This window comes from Pseudooceanicola endophyticus (assembly GCF_018760365.1).
Lineage (GTDB): Bacteria > Pseudomonadota > Alphaproteobacteria > Rhodobacterales > Rhodobacteraceae > Pseudooceanicola > Pseudooceanicola endophyticus.
This window is the reverse complement of the sequence record NZ_JAHIAB010000001.1, coordinates 500,370-526,058: the sequence shown is the minus strand read 5'-3', so window position 1 is coordinate 526,058 and position 25,689 is coordinate 500,370. Positions and strand designations below refer to the sequence as shown.

At 67.7% G+C, this 25,689-nt stretch carries 26 protein-coding genes; 19 read left to right on the top strand and 7 right to left on the bottom strand.

Annotated features, from left to right (window positions below; translation table 11 throughout):
• Positions 1 to 72: 72 nt before the first annotated feature.
• Positions 73 to 507: an EamA family transporter gene (locus KM176_RS02515; RefSeq protein ID WP_160892362.1), complete on the top strand. Its 435-nt coding sequence runs from the start codon at positions 73 to 75 to the stop codon at positions 505 to 507.
• On the opposite strand, the gene KM176_RS02510 is transcribed toward KM176_RS02515, so the two are convergent.
• Both KM176_RS02510 and thrS read right to left on the bottom strand, forming a co-directional pair.
• Positions 504 to 1,367, bottom strand: a complete 864-nt coding sequence (locus KM176_RS02510) for a DUF429 domain-containing protein (protein ID WP_236045132.1) — start codon at positions 1,365 to 1,367, stop codon at positions 504 to 506. The genes KM176_RS02515 and KM176_RS02510 overlap by 4 nt on opposite strands.
• A 58-nt stretch (positions 1,368 to 1,425) precedes the next feature.
• The gene (thrS, locus tag KM176_RS02505) at positions 1,426 to 3,372 is read right to left on the bottom strand and encodes a threonine--tRNA ligase (RefSeq protein ID WP_160892358.1); all 1,947 of its coding nucleotides are present in this window, start codon (positions 3,370 to 3,372) and stop codon (positions 1,426 to 1,428) included.
• Positions 3,373 to 3,475: 103 nt separating this feature from the next.
• Between thrS and KM176_RS02500 the strand changes: the two genes are divergently transcribed.
• Together KM176_RS02500 and KM176_RS02495 are read left to right on the top strand one after the other, a co-directional pair.
• A complete protein-coding gene (locus KM176_RS02500) occupies positions 3,476 to 4,759 on the top strand; it encodes an MFS transporter (RefSeq protein ID WP_160892356.1) in 1,284 nt (427 codons plus the stop codon).
• A gap of 58 nt (positions 4,760 to 4,817) precedes the next feature.
• Complete coding sequence (locus KM176_RS02495; protein WP_160892354.1) at positions 4,818 to 5,573, top strand: alpha/beta hydrolase; 756 nt, start codon at positions 4,818 to 4,820, stop codon at positions 5,571 to 5,573.
• Positions 5,574 to 5,639: 66 nt separating this feature from the next.
• Here KM176_RS02495 and KM176_RS02490 read toward each other — a convergent pair whose 3' ends face one another.
• From KM176_RS02490 to fsa, 4 genes are all read right to left on the bottom strand, one after another.
• The gene (locus tag KM176_RS02490; protein WP_160892352.1) at positions 5,640 to 6,347 is read right to left on the bottom strand and encodes a CDP-alcohol phosphatidyltransferase family protein; all 708 of its coding nucleotides are present in this window, start codon (positions 6,345 to 6,347) and stop codon (positions 5,640 to 5,642) included.
• 49 nt (positions 6,348 to 6,396) lie between these two features.
• The gene (locus KM176_RS02485; RefSeq protein WP_160892350.1) at positions 6,397 to 7,320 is read right to left on the bottom strand and encodes a tyrosine recombinase XerC; all 924 of its coding nucleotides are present in this window, start codon (positions 7,318 to 7,320) and stop codon (positions 6,397 to 6,399) included.
• Positions 7,317 to 8,018, bottom strand: a complete 702-nt coding sequence (locus tag KM176_RS02480; RefSeq protein ID WP_160892348.1) for a DUF484 family protein — start codon at positions 8,016 to 8,018, stop codon at positions 7,317 to 7,319. Before KM176_RS02480 ends, KM176_RS02485 begins: the two co-directional genes overlap by 4 nt.
• Before the next feature lie 139 nt (positions 8,019 to 8,157).
• Positions 8,158 to 8,811, bottom strand: a complete 654-nt coding sequence (gene fsa, locus KM176_RS02475; protein ID WP_160892346.1) for a fructose-6-phosphate aldolase — start codon at positions 8,809 to 8,811, stop codon at positions 8,158 to 8,160.
• 97 nt (positions 8,812 to 8,908) lie between these two features.
• Here fsa and KM176_RS02470 point away from each other — a divergent pair, with 97 nt between their 5' ends.
• From KM176_RS02470 to KM176_RS02460, 3 genes are all read left to right on the top strand, one after another.
• Positions 8,909 to 11,107, top strand: a complete 2,199-nt coding sequence (locus KM176_RS02470; RefSeq protein WP_202397716.1) for a primosomal protein N' — start codon at positions 8,909 to 8,911, stop codon at positions 11,105 to 11,107.
• A 10-nt stretch (positions 11,108 to 11,117) separates the two neighbouring features.
• On the top strand, positions 11,118 to 11,396 hold the full coding sequence (locus KM176_RS02465; RefSeq protein ID WP_160892344.1) for a putative quinol monooxygenase: 279 nt from the start codon (positions 11,118 to 11,120) through the stop codon (positions 11,394 to 11,396).
• 100 nt (positions 11,397 to 11,496) lie between these two features.
• Positions 11,497 to 12,372 (top strand): 50S ribosomal protein L11 methyltransferase, encoded by an 876-nt coding sequence (locus KM176_RS02460; protein ID WP_160892342.1) that lies wholly within the window; start codon positions 11,497 to 11,499, stop codon positions 12,370 to 12,372.
• A gap of 175 nt (positions 12,373 to 12,547) precedes the next feature.
• On the opposite strand, the gene KM176_RS02455 is transcribed toward KM176_RS02460, so the two are convergent.
• Positions 12,548 to 12,745 carry a DUF1127 domain-containing protein gene (locus KM176_RS02455; protein ID WP_160892340.1) on the bottom strand — a complete coding sequence of 66 codons (198 nt, stop codon included), beginning with the start codon at positions 12,743 to 12,745 and terminating at the stop codon, positions 12,548 to 12,550.
• Positions 12,746 to 13,075: 330 nt separating this feature from the next.
• Between KM176_RS02455 and ruvC the strand changes: the two genes are divergently transcribed.
• The 13 genes from ruvC (at position 13,076) to ftsH (ending at position 25,578) form a co-directional block, all read left to right on the top strand.
• On the top strand, positions 13,076 to 13,573 hold the full coding sequence (ruvC, locus tag KM176_RS02450) for a crossover junction endodeoxyribonuclease RuvC (RefSeq protein WP_160892338.1): 498 nt from the start codon (positions 13,076 to 13,078) through the stop codon (positions 13,571 to 13,573).
• Positions 13,570 to 14,256, top strand: coding sequence for a Holliday junction branch migration protein RuvA (gene ruvA / locus KM176_RS02445; RefSeq protein ID WP_160892336.1), 687 nt, complete (start codon positions 13,570 to 13,572; stop codon positions 14,254 to 14,256). The genes ruvC and ruvA overlap by 4 nt, the downstream gene beginning before the upstream one ends.
• Positions 14,257 to 14,302: 46 nt before the next feature.
• Entirely contained in the window at positions 14,303 to 15,346 is a 1,044-nt protein-coding gene (gene ruvB / locus KM176_RS02440; RefSeq protein WP_160892334.1) for a Holliday junction branch migration DNA helicase RuvB, read from the top strand.
• Positions 15,347 to 15,449: 103 nt separating this feature from the next.
• Positions 15,450 to 16,097: a hypothetical protein gene (locus tag KM176_RS02435; RefSeq protein WP_160892332.1), complete on the top strand. Its 648-nt coding sequence runs from the start codon at positions 15,450 to 15,452 to the stop codon at positions 16,095 to 16,097.
• A gap of 179 nt (positions 16,098 to 16,276) precedes the next feature.
• Positions 16,277 to 16,666, top strand: coding sequence for a tol-pal system-associated acyl-CoA thioesterase (gene ybgC, locus KM176_RS02430; protein WP_160892330.1), 390 nt, complete (start codon positions 16,277 to 16,279; stop codon positions 16,664 to 16,666).
• A gap of 125 nt (positions 16,667 to 16,791) precedes the next feature.
• Positions 16,792 to 17,487, top strand: a complete 696-nt coding sequence (gene tolQ / locus KM176_RS02425) for a protein TolQ (protein WP_160892328.1) — start codon at positions 16,792 to 16,794, stop codon at positions 17,485 to 17,487.
• 1 nt (position 17,488) lies between these two features.
• Positions 17,489 to 17,971, top strand: coding sequence for a protein TolR (gene tolR, locus KM176_RS02420; protein WP_160892326.1), 483 nt, complete (start codon positions 17,489 to 17,491; stop codon positions 17,969 to 17,971).
• A gap of 7 nt (positions 17,972 to 17,978) precedes the next feature.
• Entirely contained in the window at positions 17,979 to 19,379 is a 1,401-nt protein-coding gene (locus KM176_RS02415) for a hypothetical protein (protein WP_160892324.1), read from the top strand.
• On the top strand, positions 19,376 to 20,722 hold the full coding sequence (gene tolB / locus KM176_RS02410) for a Tol-Pal system beta propeller repeat protein TolB (RefSeq protein WP_375372114.1): 1,347 nt from the start codon (positions 19,376 to 19,378) through the stop codon (positions 20,720 to 20,722). Before KM176_RS02415 ends, tolB begins: the two co-directional genes overlap by 4 nt.
• 105 nt (positions 20,723 to 20,827) lie before the next feature.
• Positions 20,828 to 21,370, top strand: coding sequence for a peptidoglycan-associated lipoprotein Pal (gene pal, locus KM176_RS02405; RefSeq protein ID WP_160892322.1), 543 nt, complete (start codon positions 20,828 to 20,830; stop codon positions 21,368 to 21,370).
• Between the two features lie 61 nt (positions 21,371 to 21,431).
• Complete coding sequence (gene ybgF, locus KM176_RS02400; RefSeq protein WP_160892320.1) at positions 21,432 to 22,325, top strand: tol-pal system protein YbgF; 894 nt, start codon at positions 21,432 to 21,434, stop codon at positions 22,323 to 22,325.
• The gene (gene tilS / locus KM176_RS02395) at positions 22,322 to 23,584 is read left to right on the top strand and encodes a tRNA lysidine(34) synthetase TilS (protein ID WP_311136136.1); all 1,263 of its coding nucleotides are present in this window, start codon (positions 22,322 to 22,324) and stop codon (positions 23,582 to 23,584) included. Before ybgF ends, tilS begins: the two co-directional genes overlap by 4 nt.
• 80 nt (positions 23,585 to 23,664) lie before the next feature.
• Complete coding sequence (gene ftsH, locus KM176_RS02390) at positions 23,665 to 25,578, top strand: ATP-dependent zinc metalloprotease FtsH (RefSeq protein ID WP_160892318.1); 1,914 nt, start codon at positions 23,665 to 23,667, stop codon at positions 25,576 to 25,578.
• Positions 25,579 to 25,689: the final 111 nt, after the last annotated feature.

Here is a 25,689-nt window from a genome sequence, read left to right as displayed (position 1 = left end):
CGGACGGCGATGATTTCCCGCCCGGTGGCACCGCACCCTGCTAGCCTCGGGCTGGCAATCCGGGAGGCAAGGATGACGGCATTGGCGGCAAGCTGGCAGCTCTGGGCCATTCTGGCGGCGGTCTTTGCGGCGCTGACGGCGATCTTCGCCAAGATCGGCGTCGACCGGATCGACAGCGATTACGCGACCTTCCTGCGCACCTGCGTGGTGCTGGTGGTGCTGGGCGCGATCCTGGCTGTGACCCGCAAATTCGAACCCCTGCGCTCCATTCCGCCGCGCAGCGCGCTGTTCCTGGTGCTTTCGGGGCTGGCGACGGGGGCGTCCTGGGTCTGCTACTTCCGGGCGCTGAAGATGGGGCAGGCCGCGCAGGTGGCCCCGGTCGACAAGCTGAGCGTCGTTCTGGTGGCGATCTTCGGGGTCATCTTCCTTGGCGAACACCTGTCCACCACCGGCTGGATCGGCGTCGCGCTGGTCGGCGCGGGGGCGGCGCTGATGACCTTCGGCTAGGGCTGCTGGCCCAGGATCCAGCCTTCCCATTGGCGGATGTCGGGCTGCTCGGGCGCACCTTCGGGCAGGTGGCCCTGCACCACGTCCAGCATGGCACAGAGTCCCGCAAGGGCGTCGAACTGGTCCTCGCCCTCGGGGCCGGGGGAGAAGCCCGCGCGGATCTGCGCGCGCAGCGCGGGGGTGGCATCGTGGCCGCGCCGGGCGATCCAGTCCAGCAGCGGGGCCGCCGCATGGGCCCGGCGGTGGTCCTGGTTCCGCTTGCTCCATTGCGCGGACTTGGTGATGCCGATCTGGCCATAGGCCTCGGCGGGGTAGGTTTCGGCCACCACGGTCGCGTGGCGGGCCAGCAGGTCGTGCAGCCGTCCCTGAAAGGGCCAGAGCCCGATACGTGACAGGTTCGGCTGCAAGACCTCCTGCCAGCCGGTGATCGCGGCCTTGCCCACCTGATTGCCGCCCAGCGTCCAGAACAGGGCGCAGGCGGCGGGGCGGGTGGGGGTCTTGCGATCACAGAGCCGCAGCAGGGCCTCAAAGCCGGGCAGGTCCAAACCGGCGGTCAGGTGATCGCGTTTCCGCCCGCCCGGTGCATGGGGATAGAAGGGGCGGTGCAGGGAAATCTGCCCCGGCTCCCGGGAGACGCTGAACCAGTCGGCCCAGTCGCCCGTACCGAACCCTGCAAGCGCCGTGGGGAAATCCGCGAACCCCGTGCGGGCGCCATAGGCGGCGGGCAGGCCGATGGGAAAGTCGAAACCGATCAGCAGCGGACCGGCGCCGCGCAGCCGCGCCAGCAGGGTGGCCGTGTCGCCCACCGGCTCCGGGGCGCCCAAAAGGTAACGGCCGCCCCTTGGCAGGGCGGCCGTCATCCAGCGTTTCCTCGGATGCAGGCTCCAGTCGCAATGCACGATCACCGGAGCCCTCATCTTACAGCATGTCGGGGGCCATGGCCTCGCGGGCCAGCTGCGCGACGATCTCGTCCAGCGTCTGGGTCTTCGTCTGCTTCTCGCCAAGGCGGCGGGTGGAGACGGTGCGTTCCTCGACCTCTTTCATGCCGCAGGCCAGGATGTAGGGCACCTTGCCGACGGAATGCTCGCGGACCTTGTAGTTGATCTTCTCGTTGCGCAGGTCGGCCTCGGCGCGCACGCCCCGGGCCTTCAGCGCCTCGACGACCTCAAGGCAGTAGTCATCGGCGTCCGAGACGATGGCCGCGACGACCACCTGGCGCGGCGCCAGCCACACCGGCAGCTTGCCTTCGGAGTTCTCGATCAGGATGCCGATGAAGCGCTCGAAAGAGCCCAGCACGGCGCGGTGCAGCATCACGGGGCGGTGCTTGTCGCCGTCCTGGCCGATGAAGGTCGCGTCCAGACGTTCCGGCAGGTTCGGGTCCACCTGCAGCGTGCCGCACTGCCATTCCCGCCCGATCGCATCGGTCAGCGTGAATTCCAGCTTGGGACCGTAGAAGGCGCCTTCGCCCTCCTGGATCTCGAACTCGTAGCCGGCGTGGTTGCAGGCATTGCCAAGGGCGGCCTCGACGCGGTCCCAGCTTTCCTCGGTGCCGATGCGCTTTTCGGGCCGGGTCGAGAGCTTGATCGTCCAGTCGACAAAGCCCAGGTCCTTGTAGATGTCGGCCAGGAAGGCGATGAACTTTGCCGTCTCGGCCTCGATCTGCGCCTCGGTGCAGAAGATATGCGCGTCGTCCTGGGTGAAGCCACGCACCCGCATGATGCCGTGCAGCGCGCCCGAGGGTTCGTAGCGGTTGCACGAACCGAACTCGGCCATGCGCAGCGGCAGGTCGCGGTAGGACTTCAGGCCCTGGTTGAACACCTGCACGTGGCAGGGGCAGTTCATCGGCTTCAGCGCGTTGATGGTCTTTTCGCGGGCATGATCCTCGTCCACTTCGACGATGAACATGTTTTCCTGGTAGTTGCCCCAGTGGCCCGAGGCCTCCCAGAGCTTGCGGTTGACCACCTGGGGCGTGTTGACCTCGACGTAGCCGCCGGCGCGCTGCTTGCGGCGCATGTAGTCCTGCAGCGTGGTGTAGATGGTCCAGCCGTTCGGATGCCAGAAGACCTGGCCCGGGGCCTCTTCCTGCATGTGGAAAAGCTGCATCTCGCGACCCAGCTTGCGGTGGTCGCGCTTGGCGGCCTCCTCCATCATGGTTTCCCAGGCCTTCAGCTCCTGACGGTTCTTGAAGGCCACGCCGTAGATGCGTTGCAGCATCGGGCGCGTGCTGTCGCCCAGCCAGTAGGCGCCGGCCACATGGGTCAGCTTGAAGGCATCCGCCGGAACCTGCCCGGTGTTCTGAAGGTGCGGGCCGCGGCAGAGATCCTGCCAGTCGCCGTGCCAGTACATCCGCAGCGGCTCATCGCCGGGGATGCGGTTGACCAGCTCGATCTTGTAGGGCTCGCCGCGCTCTTCGTAGTAGCGCAGGGCATCGGCGCGTTCCCAGACCTCGGTGCGGACGGGTTCCCGGGCGTTGATGATCTCTTTCATCTTCGCCTCGATGGTGCCCAGATCCTCGGGGGTGAAGGGCTCGGCACGGTCGAAATCGTAGAACCAGCCCTTGTCGCGGACGGGACCGATGGTGACCTTCACGTCCGGCCAGATCTCCTGGACGGCGCGGGCCATGATATGGGCGAGGTCGTGACGGATCAGCTCATAGGCCTGTTCGTCATCCTTCATCGTGTGGATCGCGATGGAGGCATCCTCGGTGATCGGCCATTGCAGATCCCAGTGGGCTCCGTTGACCGTTGCACTGATCGCTTTTTTTGCAAGTGAACTGGAAATTTCACTTGCGACGGCGGCAGCAGTAATGCCTTCGGCGAATTCTCGCTTATTGCCGTCAGGGAATGTGAGGGAAATCAGGGACATACGTCCTCCTCGTCGGTTTGGCGCCCACGGAACGCCCGGTTGCGGGTCAAGTGTAATGCGTTACTTGTCCAATGGTGTGTAACGAGTCAAGTTGAATGGTCCCATGTCTTCTGCTGATACCCATCTGCCGAAACGGCAGAGTTTTGAACGCCTGTCCGGCGCAGACAACCTTTCCGATACCGAGAATGAAAGTGGTCGCCGCATGGTGACGGCGCTGTCGCTGACCAAGGTCAGCGACGGGCTGCTGGATCCCAAGCTGGTGCTCAGCTGGCTGCTGAATGCCCTGGGGGCGCCGGGGGTTCTGATCGGCGCGCTGGTGCCGATCCGGGAGGCCGGGGCGCTGCTGCCGCAGGGGCTGCTGTCGGCGCGCCTTCAGCGGCTGGAATACCGCAAGCGGATGTGGGTTGCGGGCTCTGCGGTGCAGGGGCTGGCGGCGCTGGCCATCGCGGCCTGCGGCCTCCTGCTGGATGGCTGGCCGGCGGGGCTGGGCATCTGCCTGGCGCTGGCGGTACTGGCGGTGGCGCGGGCCGGTTGCTCGGTCTCCTTCAAGGAGGTGCAGGGCAAGCTGGTCGGACGGTCGCGGCGCGGCGCGGTGACCGGGGCGGCGGCCTCGGCGGGCGCGGCGGGCGTGGTGGTCTTCGCGGTGCTGCTGATGCTGGGCCTGCTGGAGGACCGGCTGGCGCTGGTGCTGGCGGTGGGGCTGGCCGGGGTGCTGTGGATCTCGGCGGCGGTGGTCTTTGCCGGCCTGCCCGAGGCCCCCAGCAAGACCCGCGACGACGACAGGGGCACCGAATTCGCCCGCCTCTGGAGCGAGGACTGGCTGCTGCGCCGCTTCGTGGTGGTGCGCGCCCTGCTGGTGACGACGGCGCTGGCGCCGCCCTATCTGGTGATGCTCTCGGCCGGGCAGGGCGAGGGGGTGCTGCGCAGCCTCGGCACGCTGGTGCTGGCCTCGGCGCTGGCCTCGCTGCTCAGCTCCTATGTCTGGGGGCGGCTGTCGGACCGTTCGGCGCGGCTGGTGCTGTGCCTCTCGGGCGTTGTCGGCGGGATTGCCATGGCGGCCATGGTGGGCTTGTCGCTGACGCCGCTGAAAGCGACGATCTGGGCGGCGCCGCTGGTGCTGTTCGTGCTGATGATCGCCTATCACGGCGTGCGTCAGGCGCGCTCTACCTACCTTGTGGACATGTCGCCGAAGGATTTCCGCGGCAATTACGCGGCCATCGCCAACACCGCCGTCGGGGGCGTGCTGCTGGTCGGCGGCCTGCTGGGCGCCGCGCTGGCGATGGTCGGGGCAGAGCTGGTGCTGGCCTGTTTCGCCGTGCTCTCGGTGATCGGCGGCGGGCTGGCGATGACGCTCTATTCCGCGCGGCAGCTGGCAGAAGAGGCCTGATGTTGCACCCCGATGCGGCCCGTGCCAAGCAGGGGCCGCATCAGCCGAGGACCGCAGCATGACCCAGCCCGATCGTTTCGCCACCCCCGAGGGCCGTTCCCTGGCCTATCACCAGAGCGCCGGGGCCGGCGACGGGCGGCCCGGGGTGGTCTTCCTCGGCGGTTTCAAGTCCGACATGGGCGGCACCAAGGCGGTCTGGCTGGAAGACTGGTGCCGGACACAGGGTCTGGCCTTCCTGCGCTTCGACTATTCCGGGCACGGCGAAAGCTCCGAGGCCTTTACCGATGGCTGCATCGGCGACTGGGCGCAGGATGCCCAGCGGCTGATCACCGCGCTGACCGAGGGGCCGCAGATCCTTGTGGGGTCCTCCATGGGCGGCTGGATCTCGCTTCTGATGACGCAGCGGCTGGGGGCGAAGGTGGCGGGGCTCGTGACCATCGCCGCCGCTCCCGATTTCACCGAGGACAGCATGTGGGCGGGTTTCAATGCCGCCCAGCGGGCCGAGCTGGCCCTGGGCCAGGTTGCCCTGCCGTCGGACTATGGCGAACCCTACATCATCACGAAACGCCTGATCGAGGATGGCCGCAACCATCTGCTGCTGCGCGATCCGATCCCGCTGGGCTTCCCGGTCCGCTTCCTGCACGGCACGGCGGATGCGGATGTGGCGCTTTCGGTCGCGCTGCGGCTGATGGAGGCGGCAGAGGGCCCCGACATCCAGCTGCGGCTGGTGAAGGGCGCCGATCACCGCTTTTCGACCCCCGAATGCCTGGGCCTGATCGGCACTGCGATCCAGGAGGTTCTGGCGGCGCTGTAAGCCGCCCCCCCGAATGCAGGAAGGCCGCCCCCGGGGGCGGCCTTTGCAAGATCCGGGCAAGGGCGGTCAGGCGGTGGCCGGTTCACGCTGCGGGATGATCTGCTGGGCGATGCCCACGAACAGCAGGTAGAGGCTGACCAGGATCAGCAGCACCTCGGCGGGGCCGGGCAGGTTGAACTTGGTCAGCGTCGCCCAGAGCGCCAGAAGCACCCAGACCCCGGCCATCGGCAGCGACAGCTTGCGCCAGCGCTTGGTGCGCACCGGGTGGATGAACTTCAGCGGCACGAACATGGCGATGGTCAGCAGGGCGATCATCGTGACCATGGTCAGCGGCGCCGGATCGACGGCGAAGAACACCAGCACGACCATGTTCCAGCAGCCCGGGAAGCCCGAAAAGCTTTTGTCGGCGGTCTTCATGCGGGTGTCGGCAAAGTAGATCGAGGAGGCGAAGGCGATCAGCAGCACGCCGAACCAGCCCCACCAGCCCGGCAGCAGCCCCGACTGGTACAGCGCATAGGCCGGGATGAAGACATAGGTCAGGTAGTCGATGATCAGGTCCAGCAGCACGCCGTCGATCTCTCCGGCGTATTTCTTGACGTCGTAGCGCCGCGCCAGCGGGCCGTCGATGCCGTCAACGGCAAAGGCGACCACCAGCCAGAGGTACATCACCTCCCAGGACTGGTTGGCGGCGGCGATGATCGCCAGCATGGAGAAGATCGCGCCTGTGGCGGTCAGCAGGTGGACGGAGATAGCTCGGAGACGCTCTTTTTGCATCCAGTACCCTAGTCATGAGTTATGGGGTGGCACAAGGCCGGCGCGAGGATCAGCCACGCGGATGCGCCTTGCGGTAGACTTCCATCAGCCGGGCGGAGTCCACGGCGGTGTAGGTCTGGGTGGTGGCGAGGCTGGCATGACCCAGAAGTTCCTGGATCGCCCGCAGGTCGCCGCCGGCATTCAGCAGGTGGGTCGCGAAGGAGTGGCGCAGCGCATGGGGCGTCGCGGAAGAGGGCAGGCCCATCTGCGCGCGCGCCGCCGCCATGGCCTTCTGGATGCCGCCCGGTGACAGCGGGCCGCCCTTGATGCCGCGGAAGATCGGCTGGCCGGCCTCCATCGGGTGCGGGCACAGTTCCAGGTAGGCTTCGACGGCCTGGCGGGCGGGGCCGATCACCGGCACCACGCGTTCCTTCTTGCCCTTGCCGTGGATCCGCAGCGCGGTGCCCAGCGGCAGGTCGTCGGCGGTGATCGAGAGCGCCTCCGAGATCCGCAGCCCGCAGCCGTACAGCAGTGTCACCACGGCGGTATCGCGTGCCGAGACCCAGGCGCGCGCATCCTGTTCGCCGACCTGGGTCAGCATCTTCGCGGCGTCTTCCTCTGACAGGGGGCGGGGCAGCTTGCGCTGGAAACGGGGGCTGCGGGTGGACAGCACGGCGGTCGGATCGAAGCCCTCGCGCTCGGCCAGCCAGCGGTAGAAGCTTTTGACCGAGGACAGCCGGCGCGCCAGCGAACGGGCCGAGACGCCGCGCGCGCGCTGGTTCGCCATCCAGCTGCGCATGTCGGCGACATCGACCCGGGCAATGGCGCCCAGACCCTGGCTTTCGCCCTTGTGCAGCGTGATGAAGGTCAGGAATTCCACCAGATCGGCCCGGTAGGCCTCGATCGTGCGGTCGGAACGGTCCAGCACGCTGGCCAGCCCGTCCAGCCAGCGGCCCATCGCGTCGCGGGCCGCCTCTGAGAGCGCCAGGCTCATGCCAGCCAGCGGCGCATGGTCCGCTCGAAGACGCCGGCGAAGAAGGCCAGAAGGTCGGTGGCGTGCTGGGCGGTGAACTGTTCCGCCGTCTCGGAGCCCAGCAGCAGCATCCCGGGCAGGCGCCCGGGGCCGAAATCCAGCCGCAGGCAGGCCTCTGAGGCGATCTGCGGGGCCATGTCGCCGTAGAAGAAGCCCGGCGCGTAGCCGTCGGTCTGGCGCAGGATCACGGTGCGGGGCGTGCCGGTGCGGCCGCCTTCCATGTAATGCGTGACCGAGCCGGGATCGACGATGGCCAGCAGCCCGCCGAACCGGTCAAGCACCGGATCGTCCTGTTCCTGCGCGGTTTCCAGCACCAGCCGCAGCCGGTCGACGCCCAGGATGTCCGAGACCTCTCCGCCCAGATCGGCCAGGAAATCGTCGAAATCGTTGGCGTCCAGCAGCCGCAGCACGGCGCGGTGGATCTGGTTGGTGCCGGCAAGGTTGTCGTAGGCGGTGGCAATCACCGTCTTGTGGGTATCCTCCAGCCGGTCGAGACGTTCTTCGAGGCGGGCCATGGCGATGCCGCGCAGATCGACCACGTTTGCGCCAAGCGCCTGGGCATTGGCGGCGATCAGGGCCTCCATCAGGGCGCTGTCTTCAAGGATGACGTCGGGCTGCGCGATGATCTTCTCGCGCAGGGTACTGTCCAGTCCGGGCATTCTGCTCTCTCTGCCTCTGTATGGATATGTATGTTTTTGTTCACCATAGCAGAAAACGGAAAGGCCCCGCATGGGTTTTCGAGAAAAAACCGCATACGGGGCCCAACCTGTTGTGTGCAGGGCGAAACCGCCCGCAAGATCAGAGGATCTTGATGCCGGCGTCGGCGATGTCCTTCAGGAAGGCATCCAGGCCCTTGTCGGTCAGCGGGTGCATTGCCAGAGACTTGATCACGGAGGGCGGGGCGGTGATCACGTCGGCGCCGATGCGGGCGCTTTCGGCGACGTGGTTCGCCGTGCGGATCGAGGCCGCAAGGATCTCGGTCTCGAAGCCGTAATTGTCGTAGACGGTGCGGATGTCCTCGATCAGCTGCATGCCGTCCAGGTTGATGTCATCCAGGCGCCCGATGAAGGGGCTGATGAAGGTCGCACCGGCCTTGGCGGCCAGCAGCGCCTGGTTGGCGCTGAAGCACAGCGTCACGTTGACCATCTTGCCCTCGTCCGAGAGCACCTTGCAGGCCTTCAGGCCGTCCCAGGTCAGCGGCACCTTGACGGCGATGTTGTCGGCGATCTCGGCCAGCTTGCGGCCCTCGGCGATCATCTGCTCGGCCTCGGTGGCGACGACTTCGGCGGAAACCGGGCCTTCGACCAGGGCGCAGATTTCCTTGGTCACTTCCAGGATGTCGCGGCCGGACTTCTTGATCAGGCTGGGGTTGGTGGTCACGCCATCAACCATGCCGAGGTCGTTCAGCTCGGCAATGGCGGCGACGTCGGCGGTGTCGACGAAGAATTTCATGGGGCCTCCGGGGGGGAATGGTAGCGTTAGCGTTTTCCTGCCCCGATTTAGCCGATAGAGTGGCGCTCCGAAACCCCGTTCCGACGTGGAGTCGCATTTGGCCGACCTGCCCGAATACTATCCCGAAGGCACCCTTGTGGCGGTGCAGACCGCCCAGCCGATCGACACGACGCTGGACTACCGCGCGCCCGAGGGCGGTTGTTACCTGGGCGCCTACGTGCAGGTGCCCCTGGGCCCGAGGCAGGTGCTGGGCGTGGTCTGGGGCCCCGGGATCGGCGGCTTCGACCTGAAGAAGGCGCGCAGTATCGTCAAGGCCTTCGACGTGCCCCCCATGCGCGAGGAGATGCGCATCTTCCTGAAGAAGGCCGGCGATTACACGCTGACCCCGATGCATGCGATGCTGCGGCTGGCGACGCGGGTGCCCGGGCTCTCGGATCCGCCGTCGATGCGCAAGATCTACCGCCTGGGCGAGGCCGAGCCCGACCGCATGACCGATGCGCGCACCCGCGTCATCGCGGTGCTTGAGGAATACGGCGGCCTGGCCTTCACCCTGAAGGAGCTCTCCGAGGCCGCCGGGGTGTCGTCTTCGGTGATCAAGGGGCTGGTGGCGCAGAACGTCGTGCTGGAAGAGAACACGCCGCGCGATCTGCCTTTCCCGCATCTGGACCCGGACCTGCCCGGCAAGCCGCTGGCGGGGGGGCAGATCGCCGCTGCCGCAAGCCTGCGCGAAGGCATCCGGTCGCATGGCTACGGCACCACGCTGCTGCGCGGCATCACCGGATCGGGCAAGACCGAGGTCTATCTGGAGGCGGTGGCGGAATGCCTGCGCCAGGGTCGTCAGGCCATGGTGCTGCTGCCCGAGATCGCGCTGTCGGCGGAATTCCTGACCCGGGTGCAGAAGCGCTTTGGCGCCCGGCCTGCCGAATGGCACTCGGGCGTGACGATGACCGAACGGCGCCGCACCTGGAAGATGATCGCCACGGGCGAGGCGCAACTGGTGGTCGGCGCGCGCTCGGCGCTGTTCCTGCCGTTCCGCGACCTGGGCCTGATCGTCGTGGATGAGGAACACGACAGCTCCTACAAGCAGGAGGATGGCGTCCTTTACAACGCCCGCGACATGACGGTGCTGCGCGCCTCTGTCGCCGGGGCGCAGGTGGTGCTGGCCTCGGCCACGCCCAGCCTTGAGAGCTGGGTGAATGCCCAGGCCGGCAAGTACAAGCGCCTTGATCTGGTGGAGCGCTTCGGCACCGCCGTCCTGCCCGAGATGCGCGCGATCGACATGCGCGGCGAGGATCTGGCCTCGGGCACCTGGATCTCTCCGACGCTGCAATCGGCGGTGCGGGCCCGGGTCGAGGCGGGCGAACAGGCACTGCTGTTCCTGAACCGGCGCGGCTATGCCCCGGTGACCCTGTGCCGGGCCTGCGGCAAGCAGCTGGAATGCGAACATTGCGATGCCCGCCTGGTCGAGCACCGCTTCATGAAGCGCCTGGTCTGCCACCAGTGCGGCCACGAGGAACCCGTGCCCGAGGTCTGCCCCCATTGCGGCGCCGAGGGCCAGCTGGCCGCCATCGGTCCGGGGGTGGAACGTCTGACGGAAGAGGCGCAGGCGGTCTTCCCCGAGGCCCGCATCGCCACGCTGTCCTCGGATCTTTTCAGCTCTGCCCGGGCGCTGAAACAGGCGGTCGAGACGATTGCGACGGGGGGCGCCGACATTATCATCGGTACCCAGCTGGTCGCCAAGGGGCACAACTTTCCGCTACTGACGCTGGTGGGGGTGATCGACTCCGACCTCGGGCTGCACGGGTCCGACATGCGCGCGGCGGAAAAGACCTTTCAGCTGATGCGGCAGGTGGCGGGGCGGGCAGGGCGCGCCGACAAGCCCGGCGAGGCCCTGATGCAGACCTACCAGCCCGAGCACCCGGTGATCCGCGCCATCCTGTCGGGCGATGAGGAAGAGTTCTGGAATGCCGAGGCGGCGGCGCGCGAACAGGCCGGGATGCCGCCCTTCGGACGCATGGCAGGGATCATCCTGTCCTCCGAGCGGGAGGGCGATGCCATGGCGGCGGGCAATGCGCTGGCGCGTGCCGACGGGCCGCTGCGGGCCGCCGGGGCCATGGTCTACGGGCCCGCCCAGGCGCCGATCGCGCGCATTCGCGGCTGGCACCGGGTGCGGATGCTGGTCAAGGCGCCCAAGGGCGTCATGTTGCAAAGGGCGGTGGCTGACTGGGTTGCCGGGGTGAACCTGCCCCGGGGCCTGCGCCTGTCCATCGACATCGACCCCCAGACCTTCTTCTAGGAGCGCCCTCATGATCCGCCTGTCCGGACGCCTGATCTGCCCCACCCCCGAGGCGGTGGGCCGGCTGAACCGCCACCTGCCCGAACATACCGCCCTGACCCGCGCCGAACCCGGCTGCCTGTCCTTCGAGGTGACGCCGACGGTCGATCCTCTGGTCTGGCGGGTCGAAGAGAAGTTCACCGACCGCGCCGCCTTCGACGCCCATCAGGCGCGCACCGGCGCCTCGCGCTGGGCCGAGGTAACGGCGGATATCACCCGCGATTACGAGATCTCCGACACGGAGAGCTGAGCCGCCGCTGCCCCCGGCAAACACCGGCAAACAGGGGCTGCGCTTGACGGGGCGGGGGGAAGGCCTTACGCCCCGCTGCAACCTGAAACGCGAGGACACCATGGCCACCTGGACCGCCCTGACCACTCTTTCCACCAAGTCCGACGCAGAGGCGCTTGGCGCCGCCATGGAAGAGCTGCTGCCCGAGCCCACCGGCGTCGGCGTGTTCGAGATGGAAGATGGCTCCGGCCTGTACGAGGTCGGCGGCTATTTCGAGGAGAAGCCCGATATCGCGGGTCTCGAACTGCTGGCCAAGATCCACAAGGCCAAGCCCTTCGCCGTCTCCGAGCTGCCCGAGACCGACTGGGTTGCCCATGTGAAGCGCGAACTGGCCCCCGTCGAGGCCGGTCGCTTCTTCCTATATGGCTCCCATGATGCCGACAAGGTGCCCTCCGAAGGCGTCGTGCCGCTGCTGATCGAGGCCGCCATGGCCTTCGGCACCGGCCACCACGGCACCACCTCGGGCTGCCTCAAGGCGCTGGACCGTCTGGACAACGAGGGCTTCAGCACCGACCGCACCGCCGATATCGGCTGCGGCACCGCCGTTCTGGCGATGGCTGCCGCGCGGATCTGGCCGGGCACGCCGATCGCTTCGGACATCGATCCGGTCGCGGTGGACGTCGCCATTGCCAACCTGGCCGCCAACGACATGGCGGGCCGCGTCACCTGCCTTGAGGCCACCGGCTTTGACCACCCGGCCCTGAACGCGGGCGCGCCCTACGGGCTGATCTTCGCCAACATCCTGATGGGGCCGCTGATCGCACTGGCGCCCGACGTGGCCGCCCACCTGGCGCCCGGCGGCTACACCATCCTGTCGGGTCTGCTGAACGAGCAGGCCGACGATGTCCGCAAGGCCTACGAGGCCCAGGGCCTGACCCTGCATTACGCGGAGCAGATCCGCGAATGGACCACGCTGACGTTGCAAAAGCCCGCCTGATCCGCCGGAACGGCAAACGCGCGAAAAGCAGAAAGCCGGGGTGCCGCCGCACCTCGGCTTTTTCATGTCCTGACCGGGGGCGCGGGGCAGGGACCCCGGAAACGAAAAAGGCGCCCCCGAACGGGGACGCCTGTCTCGCTTCGCCAGAAGCCGCGGTTGGCCGCGGGCGAAAGTCTTAGCGGCGGGCCACGGCCTCGATGTCACCGCGGTTCAGGCCGATGTCGGCCAGCTCGCGGTCATCCAGACGCGACAGGGCGCGGCGCGTTGCGCGGGCGTCGTTCCAGTCGGTGATGGCGGTCAGCAGGTGGGTGATGGCCCATGCGAAGGCGGGCATGTGGGGGGCGGAGTTGTGACGTGCGTCGTAGCTGTTCATGATCTCTATCCTTATTGGCGTAGCGGGACAGGCCCGTTGTTCTGAAGCGCAGGTAGAGTTTTCAAACCGCCCAAACAATCACCATTTCAGCATGGAATGTATGCGGCGATTGCATGGCTCTGCGGCTTTGGTCAAAAAATGAAGAGCAGGTGAATTTTTCTCTTGGAAGGTGTCGATTTCGACAGGCCGGACGTCGCTTTTCTGCCGCGAAAACGTCATTCGGCGGCAGGATCTGCCGCGCGGCGCCCTTTGCGCATGTTCCCCTTTCGTGCTAGCCATGGGGAAAGCCCCGGTCGAAAAGGGGCGAAACAGAGGTGCGAGGGGCGGAAAATGCTAATTCTGGGGATCGACCCGGGGCTTCAGAACCTCGGATGGGGCGTGATTCGCGTCGAGGGCAACAAGATCGCCCATGTCGCAAACGGCATCATCCATGGCGAGGGGACCGGGCTGGCCCAGCGGCTGCTGGCCCTGCACGAGGGGCTGACGTCGGTGGTGCGCAGCCATGCGCCCGACGAGGCCGCTGTCGAACATGTCTTCGTCAACCGCGACGGCGCCGGCACGCTGAAGCTGGGCCAGGCCCGCGGCATCGCCATGCTGGTGCCGGCGCAGTTCGGCCTTGAGGTCGGCGAATATGCCCCCAACAAGATCAAGAAGACCGTCGTCGGCGTCGGCCATGCGGAAAAGCATCAGGTCCAGCACATGGTGAAGCTGCAACTGCCCGGCGTGCAGCTGGCGGGGCCGGATGCGGCGGATGCCCTGGCGGTGGCGCTGTGCCACGCCCATTACAGAAGCTCGGGCCTGGCCCGCGCGATGCGGAGAAGCGCATGATCGGCAAGATTTCCGGACGGGTCGACTACAAGGCTCTGGATCACGTCCTGGTGGATGTGCGGGGCGTCGGCTACCTGGTCTACTGTTCCGACCGGACCCTGGCGGTGCTGCCCGGCCCCGGAGAGGCGGTGGCGCTTTATACCGACATGCTGGTGCGCGAGGACCTGTTGCAGCTTTTCGGCTTCACCACCCTGGAAGAGAAAGAGTGGTACCGCCTGCTGCTGAGCGTGCAGGGGGTCGGCGCGAAGGCCGCCCTGGCGATCCTTTCGGCGCTTGGCCCCGACGGGGTGGGGCGCGCCATCGCGCTTGGCGACTGGAACGCGGTGAAGGCCGCGAAGGGCGTCGGCCCGAAGACCGCGCAGCGCGTGGTGAACGAACTGAAGGACAAGGCCCCCACTGTCATGGCCATGGGCGCCCAGCCCGCCGCGCGCCCCGATCCGGATGCGCTGATCGAAGAGGCCACCCCCGCGCCCGCCCCGGTGCGCAACAGCCGTGCCAAGGCCGATCCCGGGCCCAAGATCGATGCGGCGGCGCGCGCCGATGCGCTTTCGGCGCTGACCAACCTCGGCTACCAGCCCTCGGAGGCGATGCAGGCCGTCGCCCAGGCGCTGGACGAAACGCCCGATGCCAATACCTCGGCGCTGATCCGCGCCGCCCTGCGCAGGCTTGCCCCCAAGGACTAGGCCGCGCATCCTTACCTGAGACTTCCGGCCCGCCAAGGAGCCCCCCATGACCAGCCCCGATCCGACGCTTCGCCCCGATCCCCTTCCCGAGGACGTGGCCGAGGATACCCGCGCCCTGCGTCCGCAGGTCCTAGACGCCTTCATCGGCCAGGCCGAGGCGCGCGCCAACCTCAAGGTCTTCATCCAGTCCGCCCGCCAGCGGGGAGAGGCGATGGACCACACGCTGTTCCACGGCCCGCCGGGCCTCGGCAAGACCACGCTGGCGCAGATCATGGCGCGCGAGCTGGGGGTGAACTTCCGCATGACCTCCGGGCCGGTGCTGGCCAAGGCCGGGGATCTGGCCGCGATCCTGACCAATCTTGAGGCCCGCGATGTCCTTTTCATCGACGAGATCCACCGCCTGAACCCGGCCGTGGAAGAAGTGCTTTATCCGGCGATGGAGGATTTCGAGCTGGATCTGGTGATCGGCGAAGGCCCCGCCGCGCGCACCGTGCGGATCGAGCTTCAGCCCTTCACCCTGGTCGGCGCCACCACGCGGCTTGGCCTGCTGACGACGCCGCTGCGGGATCGCTTCGGCATCCCCACCCGGTTGCAGTTCTACACCGTCGAGGAGCTGAACGAGATCGTCACCCGCAACGCCCGCCTGATGGGCGCGCCCGCCGATCCCGAGGGCGCGATGGAGATCGCCCGCCGCGCCCGGGGCACGCCCCGGATCGCCGGGCGGCTGCTGCGCCGGGTCGTCGATTTCGCCGTGGTCGAGGGCGACGGGCGGATCACCCGGGAACTGGCCGACAATGCGCTGACCCGACTGGGCGTCGATTCCATCGGCCTTGATTCCGCCGACCGCCGCTACATGCAGCTGATCGGTGAAGGCTATGGCGGCGGCCCCGTGGGGATCGAGACCATGGCCGCCGCGCTTTCGGAAAGCCGCGACGCGCTGGAAGAGGTGATCGAGCCCTACCTGCTGCAACAGACCCTGATCCAGCGCACGCCGCGGGGCCGGATGCTGACCCAGCGGGCCTGGGATCACCTTGGCCTCAATCCGCCGCGCCGGGGCCCCGGAGAGATGCCGGACCTCTTCGGCGAGTGACCGCCGCGCCCGCCGGGCGGGCATCCGGGGCTTGCCATCCGGGCCCAGAGTTGAAAAAGGACGGGTCCTGATCGCAACCGTCCGCCCGCAGGAGGGGCCAGCCATGACCAGCCATGCGCCCGATATGGCCGAAATCACCCGCCTTTTCACCGACGAGGAAGGGCGGTTCCGCTTCGCGCGCTGGTCCCGGCCCATCGTGCCGGTGATCTTCGGCGTCTCCGAAGACTCCCTGCCGCCGCTGAAGGGCGCCATCGAATCCGTGGTGCTGACCGCCGGGCACAAGCTGTCGGACATGGATCCGGAGCTGGGCGCGAACCTGATGATCTTCTTCCTGAACGACTGGAAGGAGCTTTCCGAGGTCGAGAACATGGACCAGCTGGTCCCCGAGCTGCCCGAGCTGCTGCCCCGCCTGCAGGCCGCGCAGGCCGACCAGTACCGTTTCTTCCGCTTCGAGCGCGACAACTCGATCCGGGCCGCCTTCATCTTCCTGCGGATGCGCGGGCCGCTGGCGACGATGCCGGCGACGGACCTTGGCATCGAGCAGATGGTGAAGACCATGCTGCTGTGGTCGCCGCGCGCCTTCCGCGAGCGTTCGCCCATGGCGCGGGTGGGAGAGGGCGGCGAAACCGTGCTGCGGCCCGACATCTCGGCGCTGCTAAGTGCGGCCTACGACCCGGTTCTGCCCGATTTCTCCGAAGAGGAGACCCTGTCGCTGCGGCTGATGGCGCGGGCCGGACAGTATTTCAACTGAATTGCAACCGCCGCGTGTGGGCGCTGTTTCAGTCCGTGTCAGCCCCGTGATCGCACGGGAGGCGCGGGGCCGAAATGCGTGCCCGGCGGGCAATATCGCGGGCCGGGGCGGGCCGACACCTTGCGCCCGGCGGGGCGGGGTGTTCATCTCTGTGCGCCCCGGACAGAACGGAGACCCCGATGGCCCACATCTTCACCTGCCGCGTCTACTACGAGGACACGGATCTTGCCGGCATCGTCTACCACGCCAACTACCTTAAATTCATCGAGCGCGCGCGTTCTGAATGGGTGAAATCCCTCGGCATCGACCAGGTCGCGATGAAGCGTGACGAGGGGCTGGCCTTCGCGGTGCGGCAGATGGAGATCGACTTCCTGACCCCCGGCCGCTTCGATGACGAGCTGACGGTCGAGACCCGGACCGAAGCCGTGACCGGCGCCCGGCTGACCCTGAAACAGGAGGTCCGGCGCGGCGCGGAGGTGCTGTTCACCGCCCGCGTGGTGCTGGTGACGCTCTCGGACACGGGCCATCCGGTGCGGCTTCCGCACAAACTGCGCCTGCAGCTTCACTAACCCGTCAGCCTGCGCGGTTTCACGCCGTATCATTGGTCACGGCCCTTGATATGCGCTATTTTAAAAGCCAAGCAGGCCGCCAAAGAGACGGTCCTCGTCACAAGACAGGCATAGAGAGCAGACCTATGGAATCAGAAACGCTCGCAGCGGCGCAGGGGATCGATTTCTCCATGCTCGGGCTGTTCGCCCATGCATCCCTTACCGTGAAGCTGGTGATCATCATCCTCGTGCTGGCTTCCTTCTGGAGCTGGTCGATCATCATCCAGAAGCACATCGCCTTCAAATCGGCGCGCCGCGAGGCCGCGCAGTTCGATCGCGCCTTCTGGTCGGGCGATCCGCTGGATGAACTTTACGAAGAGGTCGGCCCGGAACCCCGTGGCCGTGCCAGCCGCGTCTTCTCGGCGGGCATGACGGAATGGCGTCGCTCGCACCGCACCGACGGGGCGCTGATCCCGGGGGCGCAGGCGCGTATCGACCGGGCGATGGACGTGGCCATCGCCAAGGGATCGGATTCGCTGCAATCGGGGCTTCAGGTGCTGGCCACCGTCGGTTCGACCGCGCCCTTCGTGGGCCTGTTCGGCACGGTCTGGGGGATCATGCATTCCTTCATCGGCATCGCCCAGCAGCAGAACACCAACCTGGCCGTCGTGGCGCCGGGCATCGCGGAGGCGCTGTTTGCCACCGCGCTGGGCCTGGTCGCGGCCATTCCGGCGGTGATTTTCTACAACAAGCTTTCCTCGGACAGCGAACAGATCGTCAGCGGCTACGAAGCCTTCGCGGACGAATTCTCGACCATCCTGAGCCGGCAGCTGGAGAGCTGAGATGGGCGCGGGTGTGATCCAGAAGGGCAGTGGCGGCGGACGTCGCAACCGCCGCCGGGGCGGGCGCGCCCGCCCCATGGCCGAAATCAACGTCACGCCCTTCGTGGACGTGATGCTGGTGCTGCTGATCATCTTCATGGTGGCCTCGCCGATGATGGTGGTGGGCATTCCCGTGGAGCTGCCCAAGACCCAGGCCAGCGCGCTGCCCTCCGAGCAGGAGGAACCGCTGGCCGTCACCGTGGACGCCAAGGGGCAGATCTCGATCCAGGACACCGTGGTGGCCGAGGACGAGCTGCTGGACAAGCTGCGCGCCATCGCCTCCGAACGGAAGTCGGACCGTGTCTATCTGCGCGCCGACGGCACCGTGCCCTACGATACCGTGGTCAAGGTCATGGGCATGATGAGCGCGGGCGGGTTCAGCAACATCAGTCTTGTGACCGACAGCGGCGGCAAGGGCCGCGATGCTGCGGGCGGGACGAAATAGGTCCGTCATGAACAAGGGCCATGTCATATCCGGCGCGGGCCATGTGGCACTGATCGCCTGGCTGCTGTTCGGCAACCTGCTGGAACCCGATCCGCCCGAGGTCGAGGTGACGCCGGTCTCCGTGGTGACCGAGGAACAGTTCGAGCAGCTGCAGGCCCAGGCCCAGCCGCCGGGCGTGACCACCGAGGTGGACACCCCCGACAGCCCGCCCGCGCCCGCCGAAGCCGCCCCCGAGGCGCCGCAGAGCGCGCCCACGTCGTCCAGCCGGCCGCCGTCGGTGCCCTCGCGCCCCGAACCGGCCCCCGAGACCGCCGACAGCGCCCCGACGCCGCCGGCCCAGCCGGTGCGCCCGCCTGCCGAGGTGGCCAGCAAGGCGCCGGCCCCGCCCGAGGCCTCCCAGCCGGAGGAACAGAACGACGTCGCCGCGCTGCTGCCGGAAACTCCGGTCACGCCGAAGCCCGACGCGGTGCCGAAACAGGCGCCCCGCATCGCCCCCGAGCCGGTGGAGCGTCCCGACAAGGACGTGCCCGTGGACGTCAGCAAGCGGCCCCAGGTCGCGCCCAGCCCGAAACCCGCCGAGGTGCCGCTGGAAGAGCAGAAGGAAACCGCGCCCGAGGACAGCACGACCCAGATCGTGACCGAGGCCGAGAAACCCAAGCCCCTGGCGCCCAGCCAGGCGGTGCGCCCGCAGCCGCGCCCGCAGCAGCTGGCCGAGGCCCCGCCGGCCCCCGAGGCGGCCCCCAAGCCGCCCGAGCCGCCCAAGCCCGAGGCCAAGCCGGAGCCGAAGCCGGAGCCCAAGCCCGCCCCCAAGCCGGAGCCGAAACCCGAGCCCAAGCCCAAGCCCGAGGCGCCGAAAGTCGCCGAAAAGCCCAAGGCGCCGCCGAAACCCGAGCCCAAGCCCGAGCCGAAACCCGACACCAAGACGGCCGAGAAAGAGACGCCGAAACCGGCGCCGAAACCGAAGCCTGACAGCTCCAAGAGCGATTCCAAGAGCGACAAGGCGCTGATCGACCAGGCTCTGGCCGAGGCCCTGAGCGGCGCCGGCTCTGCGCCCGCCGCCCCGGCCCAGAAGGCCGCGCCGCGCGGCGCGCCGCTGACCGCCGGCGAACAGGACGCGCTGCGTCTTGCGGTGGCGCAGTGCTGGGTCGTCGATCCCGGCTCGGCTGCCGCGCAGGTGACCGTGGTCGTCGGCTTCTCGATGGACCAGAGCGGCAAGGTGATCGGCAGCTCGGTGAAACTGAAATCCGCGACGGGGGGCGACAAGGCCTCCCAGAGCACCGCCTTCGAAGCCGCCCGCCGGGCCATCCTGCGCTGCCAGCAGGGCGGCTACAGCATGCCCGCTGAAAAGTACGACCAGTGGCGCGACGTCGAAATGACCTTCAATCCGGAGAAGATGCGGAACCTATGATGAGACATGTCCAAAGGCTCACCCTTCTTGCCGGCGCGCTGGCCGCGCTTGGCACCCTGTTCGCGGGTCCCGGACCGGCCCTGGCGCAGTCCGGGCCGCTGAAGCTGACCATCACCGAGGGCGTGGTCGAACCGATGCCCTTCGCCGCCCCCACCTTCGTCGCCGAGAACGGCCAGTCCGCCGACATGGCGAACAAGCTGACCCGGGTGGTGGTGTCGGACCTGGTGGGCACGGGCCTGTTCCGCGAGATCCCGCAGAGCGCGCAGATCGCCAAGATCACCTCGTTCACCAGCCCGGTGCAATATGCCGACTGGAAGGCGATCAATGCCGCCGCGCTGATCACCGGCGCGGTGACGGTGCAGGGCAACCAGCTGAACGTGAAGTTCCGCCTGCATGACGTCTTCGCTGGCCAGGAGCTGGGGCAGGGGATGCAGTTCAACGGCACCACCGACGGCTGGCGCCGCATGGCCCACAAGGTCGCCGATCAGGTCTATGCCCGCATCACCGGCGAGAAACCCTATTTCGACAGCCGCGTCGTCTTCGTCTCCGAGACGGGGCCGAAGGACAAGCGCCTGAAGCGCCTGGCGATCATGGATTACGACGGGGCCAACACCCAGTACCTGACCGACAGCTCCAGCCTGGTGCTGGCGCCGCGTTTCTCGCCCTCGGGGAACCGGGTGCTGTTCACCAGCTATGCTACCGGAAGCCCGCGCATCTACATGCTGGACGTCGGCTCGGTCAGCCTGCGCGAGATCAGCACGGGCGCCGGCGACATGGCGTTTTCGCCGCGCTTCTCGCCTGATGGCAACTCGATCCTCTATTCGCTGACCCAGGGCGGCAACACCGACATCTACCTGATGAACCTCGGCTCGGGCACCTCGCAGCGGCTGACCTCGGCCTCCTCGATCGAGACCGGGCCCAGCTTCTCTCCGGACGGATCGAAGATCGTCTTCGAAAGCGACCGCTCGGGCACCCAGCAGCTTTACATCATGCCGGTTTCGGGCGGAGAGCCGCAGCGGATCTCCTTCGGGGAGGGGCGCTATTCCACCCCGGTCTGGTCGCCGCGCGGCGACATGATCGCCTTCACCAAGCAGACCAAGGGCCGTTTCCACATCGGCGTGATGCGCACCGACGGTTCGGGCGAGCGGCTGCTGACGGCCTCGTTCCTGGATGAAAGCCCGACCTGGTCGCCGAACGGCCGCGTCGTGATGTTCTCTCGCGAGACGCCGGGCGCGTCGGGCACCGCCTCGCTCTACTCGGTGGACGTGACGGGCCGCAACCTTCAGCGCGTGCCGACGCCCACGGGCGCCTCGGACCCCAGCTGGGGCCCGCTGCAGAAATGACCGTGCGCCCGGTCCCCATGCAGGGGGCCGGGCCACGCCCGGGAGGCACGCTTGCCGCAGGCCGGGCAAAACTGTAGATTTTCGAGATCAAAAGGGGCACTGAACATGACCTATCTGGCAAAGGCGGCGCTTGTCTTCGCCGTGCTCGGCCTCGCGGCCTGCACCAACGGCGACCGCTTTGGCAAACTTGGCGGCGGCTATGGCGCCAACGGGGCGAACGGCGCCTATGGCGCGAACGGCTATGGCGCCAATGGCATCACCTCGGGCGGGCTGAACGACCCGACCTCTCCGGCCTACTTCCAGCAGACGGTCGGCGACCGGGTGCATTTCATCGTCGACCAGTCGTCGCTGAACCCCGAAGCGCGCCAGATCCTGGATGGCCAGATCCGCTGGCTGAACGCCAACCCCGACTTCAACGCCACCATCGAAGGCCATGCCGACGAACAGGGCACCCGGGAATACAACCTTGCGCTCGGCGCCCGCCGTGCCGCGGCCGTCAAGGATTACCTGGTCGCCGGTGGCGTGCGTCCGAACCGTCTGCAGACCATCAGCTACGGCAAGGAACGTCCGATCGCGCTGTGCTCGGATGAAAGCTGCTACGCACAGAACCGCCGTGCGGTGACCGTGCTGCGCGCCCCGGGCATGTAAGCCCGTCACCCCCTGACCTGACCGGGGCGCCCCCGTGGCGCCCCACCCAAGGAGAAAGCCGATGCGCGTTTCCCTGACCGCCGCCCCCCGCCGTGTCGCCCTGGCGCTGATGCTGGCCACCGCCCTGCCGCTGGTGCCCGTCGCGGTTCCCGCCGCCCAGGCCCAGAGCGCCCCCGACAAGGAGACGCTGGCCGACATCCGCCAGCAGCTGACCGTCGTCTATGTCGAGATCCAGAAGCTCAAGCGCGAGATGTCGACCACCGGCGCCTCCGGTGACCTCAATACCAACGGCTCCCAGCTGGACCGGATCGACGCGCTGGAGCAGGAAGTGCGCCGGCTGACCGACCAGACCGAAGAGATGAACCACCACATCGGCGAGGTGGTGAAGGACGGCACGCAGCGCATCGGCGACCTGGAGTTCCGCCTGGTGGAGCTTGAGGGCGGCGATGTCTCCAAGCTGGGCAACACCACCACCCTGGGCGAGAAGGACCCGGGCGGCAACGATGCGCAGGCCGACAAGACGGCCGATGCCGTCACCGCGCCCCCCGCAGATGCCAACGATCCCCAGCTTGCGGTCAGCGAGCAGGGCGATTTCGAAGCCGCCCAGAAGAAGCTGGACGGCAAGGACTATGCCGGCGCCGTGACCGCCTTCGACAGCTTCAAGGCCAACTATCCCGGCAGCCCGCTGGCGCCTGCCGCCGATCTGGGCAAGGGCCGCGCCCTGGAACAGCAGGGCGACATCAAGACTGCCGCGCGCGCCTATCTCGACAGTTTCTCGGCGGCGCCCAAGGCCAAGACCGCGCCGGTTGCGCTTTATCGTCTGGGCCGGCTGCTGAACCAGCTTGGCCAGAAGCAGGAAGCCTGCACCACCCTGAACGAGGTTGGCCGCCGCTTCCCGGAATCCGATGCGGCGATTCAGGCCTCGAAGGAAATGAAGACGATGAGCTGCCAGTGAGCAGGATCATGGCCGGCACCCCGCAGGCGCGCATCGCGGCGCGGCTGGGGGCCGGGAACGGACAGGTCCGCCGCCTGGGCGTGGCGGTTTCGGGCGGGGGAGATTCCCTCGCCCTTCTGCATCTTCTGGCCGGGCTTGCCCCCGATCTGGGGCTGGCGCTGCAGGCGGTCACCGTGGATCATGGCCTGCGCCCCGAGGCGCGCGCAGAGGCCGAGGCGGTGGGACGAAGCTGCGCGCAGCTGGGGCTGCCCCATGCCATCCTGACCTGGCAGGACTGGGACGGGCAGGGCAATCTTCAGGATCAGGCCCGGCGCGCGCGCTACGCGCTGATGGCGGACTGGGCGCGGGGGCAGGGCCTTTCGCAGATCGCGCTTGGCCATACCGCCGACGATCTGGCGGAAACCTTCCTGATGCGGCTGGCCCGCGCCGCCGGGATCGACGGGCTTTCGGCGATGTCGGGCCATGTCGCGCGCGATGGCATCACCTATCTGCGCCCCATGCTTGAGATCGGCCGGGCCGAGCTGCGCCACTGGCTTGGGGCGCGCGATCTGGTCTGGGCCGAGGATCCCTCGAACGAGGATCGCGGCTATGCAAGGGTGCGGGCGCGCGATGCGCTTTCGGCCCTGGCGCCGGCGGGTGTTTCGGCACGCGCCATCGGCGAGGCGGCGCAGAACCTGGCCGCCGCCCGACAGGCGCTTGGCCATTACGCTGCCCTTGAGGCGCGCCGCCTGGTGACAGCGGACCGTGGCGATCTGCTGATCGAACGGGCAGGTTTTGCCGCCCTGCCACCCGAGATCGCCCGTCGCATCCTGTCGGGCGCGTTGGTCTGGCTGGCGGGGGCGGAATACGCCCCGCGTCGCCGCCCGCTGTCGCAGGCGCTTGAGGCGGCGCGCGCGGGGCAGGGCATGACGCTGCACGGCTGCACCCTTGCGGGCGGCCCCGCCCGCATCCGCATCACCCGCGAGGCCGCCGCCGTGGCCAAGTGCCGCGCCCGCCCGGGCACCCCCTGGGATGGCCGCTGGTGCCTGGACGGCCCGGCGGCGCAGGGCTGCGAGATCCGCGCCCTGGGCAGCGACGGCCTGCGCCTGTGCCCCCCGCGCCTTCCGGGCGGGCTTCCGGCGCGCAGCCTGGCGGCCAGCCCGGCGGCCTGGCGCGGGGCCGATCTGGTGGCCGCGCCACTGGCGGGACTTGGCGCAGGCTGGACACTGACCCTGCTTCGTGGGGAAGATGCGTTTCATTCCGCGCTGCTTTCGGATTGAATGCTCGGCGAGGAAGCTTATTTTATCCCGGACGCCACTGTGTTACCCGCATTGGCACAAGATTGATTGGGAGAGCTCTTGTGGGCACCGCAAAAAACCTCGCTTTCTGGGCCGTGCTGCTGCTGCTGATCGTGGCGCTGTTCAACCTGTTCAGCGGGTCCGGGAACACGCTTCAAAGCACCAACCGCCCCTATTCGCAGTTCGTCCAGGAGGTGAACGACGGCTTCGTGCAGTCCGTCACCCTGGATGGCGAAAAGGTTCTGTACCGTGGCTCTGACGGCAAAGACTACATGGCCATCAAGCCGCAGGATGCCGAAGTCACCCAGCTGCTGCTGTCCAAGAACATCCCCGTTTCGGCGAAAAGCCAGGAGGAGAGCGGGTTCCAGGCCTTCATCATCTCGCTGCTGCCGATCCTGTTGCTGATCGGCGTGTGGATCTACTTCATGAACCGCATGCAGGGCGGGGGCAAAGGCGGCGCGATGGGCTTTGGCAAATCGCGCGCCAAGCTGCTGACGGAAAAGCATGGCCGCGTGACCTTCGATGACGTGGCCGGCATCGACGAGGCCAAGGAAGAACTGGAAGAGATCGTCGAATTCCTGCGCAACCCGCAGAAATTCAGCCGCCTGGGCGGCAAGATCCCGAAAGGCGCGCTGCTGGTCGGCCCTCCGGGTACCGGTAAGACGCTGCTGGCGCGCGCCATCGCGGGCGAGGCGGGCGTGCCCTTCTTCACCATCTCGGGCTCCGACTTTGTCGAGATGTTCGTCGGTGTCGGTGCCTCCCGCGTGCGCGACATGTTCGAACAGGCCAAGAAGAACGCCCCCTGCATCGTCTTCATCGACGAGATCGACGCCGTGGGCCGCCATCGTGGCGCCGGTTACGGCGGCGGCAATGACGAGCGCGAACAGACCCTCAACCAGCTGCTGGTCGAGATGGACGGCTTCGAGGCCAACGAGGGCGTGATCATCGTCGCGGCCACCAACCGCCGCGATGTTCTGGACCCCGCGCTGCTGCGCCCGGGCCGTTTCGACCGTCAGGTGACCGTCCCCAACCCCGACGTGAAGGGCCGCGAGAAGATCCTGAACGTCCATGCCCGCAAGACGCCGCTGGGTCCCGACGTGGACCTGCGCATCATTGCCCGCGGCACGCCCGGCTTCTCGGGTGCCGACCTGGCGAACCTGGTGAACGAGGCCGCGCTGATGGCCGCGCGCGTTGGTCGCCGCTTCGTGACCATGGTCGATTTCGAGAACGCCAAGGACAAGATCATGATGGGCGCGGAACGCCGCTCCATGGTGATGACCCCGGCGCAGAAGGAAATGACCGCCTATCACGAGGCCGGGCACGCCATCGTCGGCCTGTCGCTGCCGAAATGCGATCCGGTCTACAAGGCGACGATCATCCCCCGCGGCCAGGCCTTGGGCATGGTGATGTCGCTGCCGGAAATGGACCAGCTGAACTACTTCAAGGACGAGCTGGAAGAAAAGATCGCGATGACGATGGCCGGCAAGGCCGCCGAGATCAAGAAATGGGGCGAAAGCCACGTTTCCAACGGTCCGTCCGGCGATATCATGCAGGCCTCGAACCTGGCGCGGGCCATGGTGATGCGGTGGGGCATGTCCGATCTGGTCGGCAACATCGATTACCAGGAGGCCGCCGAGGCCTTCCGGGGCGGCGGTGCCGGCGGGTTCTCGATCTCTGCCCAGACCAAGGAGCAGATCGAGACCGAGGTGAAGCGCATCATCGACGAAGGCTACCAGGAAGCCCGCCGCATCCTGGAAGAGCGCGAAGAGGAATGGGAACGCCTGGCCCAGGGCCTGCTTGAATACGAGACCCTGACCGGCGCGGAGATCGAGCGCGTGATCCGGGGCGAGCCGCCGCAGCCCGGCCCGGACGAGGACGACAAGCCCGATTCGGGCAGTGCCGCCTCGGTCACCTCGATCCCGAAGACCAAGCCGCGCAGCAAGCCCGGCGGGATGGAGCCGGAACCCTCTGCCTGAGTTCTTGAAACCGGGGCCCCAGCGGCCCCGGTTTTTCTTTGGCGGGCCGGTGCGGGGGCTCTGCCCCCGTCGCCTGCGGCGACTTCCCCGCCATATTTGGGGAAAGATGAA

Excerpts from the sequence above, each read along its gene's own strand:
- KM176_RS02490 (WP_160892352.1), bottom strand. The coding sequence starts at position 6,347 with ATGCAAAAAGAGCGTCTCCGAGCTATCTCCGTCCACCTGCTGACCGCC.
- tolB (WP_375372114.1), top strand. The coding sequence starts at position 19,376 with ATGATGAGACATGTCCAAAGGCTCACCCTTCTTGCCGGCGCGCTGGCC.
- ruvA (WP_160892336.1), top strand. The coding sequence starts at position 13,570 with ATGATCGGCAAGATTTCCGGACGGGTCGACTACAAGGCTCTGGATCAC.
- KM176_RS02460 (WP_160892342.1), top strand. The coding sequence starts at position 11,497 with ATGGCCACCTGGACCGCCCTGACCACTCTTTCCACCAAGTCCGACGCA.
- KM176_RS02495 (WP_160892354.1), top strand. The coding sequence starts at position 4,818 with ATGACCCAGCCCGATCGTTTCGCCACCCCCGAGGGCCGTTCCCTGGCC.
- ruvB (WP_160892334.1), top strand. The coding sequence starts at position 14,303 with ATGACCAGCCCCGATCCGACGCTTCGCCCCGATCCCCTTCCCGAGGAC.
- KM176_RS02415 (WP_160892324.1), top strand. The coding sequence starts at position 17,979 with ATGAACAAGGGCCATGTCATATCCGGCGCGGGCCATGTGGCACTGATC.
- KM176_RS02455 (WP_160892340.1), bottom strand. The coding sequence starts at position 12,745 with ATGAACAGCTACGACGCACGTCACAACTCCGCCCCCCACATGCCCGCC.
- KM176_RS02515 (WP_160892362.1), top strand. The coding sequence starts at position 73 with ATGACGGCATTGGCGGCAAGCTGGCAGCTCTGGGCCATTCTGGCGGCG.
- KM176_RS02485 (WP_160892350.1), bottom strand. The coding sequence starts at position 7,320 with ATGAGCCTGGCGCTCTCAGAGGCGGCCCGCGACGCGATGGGCCGCTGG.
- fsa (WP_160892346.1), bottom strand. The coding sequence starts at position 8,811 with ATGAAATTCTTCGTCGACACCGCCGACGTCGCCGCCATTGCCGAGCTG.
- tolR (WP_160892326.1), top strand. The coding sequence starts at position 17,489 with ATGGGCGCGGGTGTGATCCAGAAGGGCAGTGGCGGCGGACGTCGCAAC.
- KM176_RS02500 (WP_160892356.1), top strand. The coding sequence starts at position 3,476 with ATGTCTTCTGCTGATACCCATCTGCCGAAACGGCAGAGTTTTGAACGC.
- pal (WP_160892322.1), top strand. The coding sequence starts at position 20,828 with ATGACCTATCTGGCAAAGGCGGCGCTTGTCTTCGCCGTGCTCGGCCTC.
- KM176_RS02465 (WP_160892344.1), top strand. The coding sequence starts at position 11,118 with ATGATCCGCCTGTCCGGACGCCTGATCTGCCCCACCCCCGAGGCGGTG.
- ybgC (WP_160892330.1), top strand. The coding sequence starts at position 16,277 with ATGGCCCACATCTTCACCTGCCGCGTCTACTACGAGGACACGGATCTT.
- ybgF (WP_160892320.1), top strand. The coding sequence starts at position 21,432 with ATGCGCGTTTCCCTGACCGCCGCCCCCCGCCGTGTCGCCCTGGCGCTG.
- KM176_RS02435 (WP_160892332.1), top strand. The coding sequence starts at position 15,450 with ATGACCAGCCATGCGCCCGATATGGCCGAAATCACCCGCCTTTTCACC.
- ruvC (WP_160892338.1), top strand. The coding sequence starts at position 13,076 with ATGCTAATTCTGGGGATCGACCCGGGGCTTCAGAACCTCGGATGGGGC.
- KM176_RS02480 (WP_160892348.1), bottom strand. The coding sequence starts at position 8,018 with ATGCCCGGACTGGACAGTACCCTGCGCGAGAAGATCATCGCGCAGCCC.
- tolQ (WP_160892328.1), top strand. The coding sequence starts at position 16,792 with ATGGAATCAGAAACGCTCGCAGCGGCGCAGGGGATCGATTTCTCCATG.
- thrS (WP_160892358.1), bottom strand. The coding sequence starts at position 3,372 with ATGTCCCTGATTTCCCTCACATTCCCTGACGGCAATAAGCGAGAATTC.
- KM176_RS02510 (WP_236045132.1), bottom strand. The coding sequence starts at position 1,367 with ATGACGGCCGCCCTGCCAAGGGGCGGCCGTTACCTTTTGGGCGCCCCG.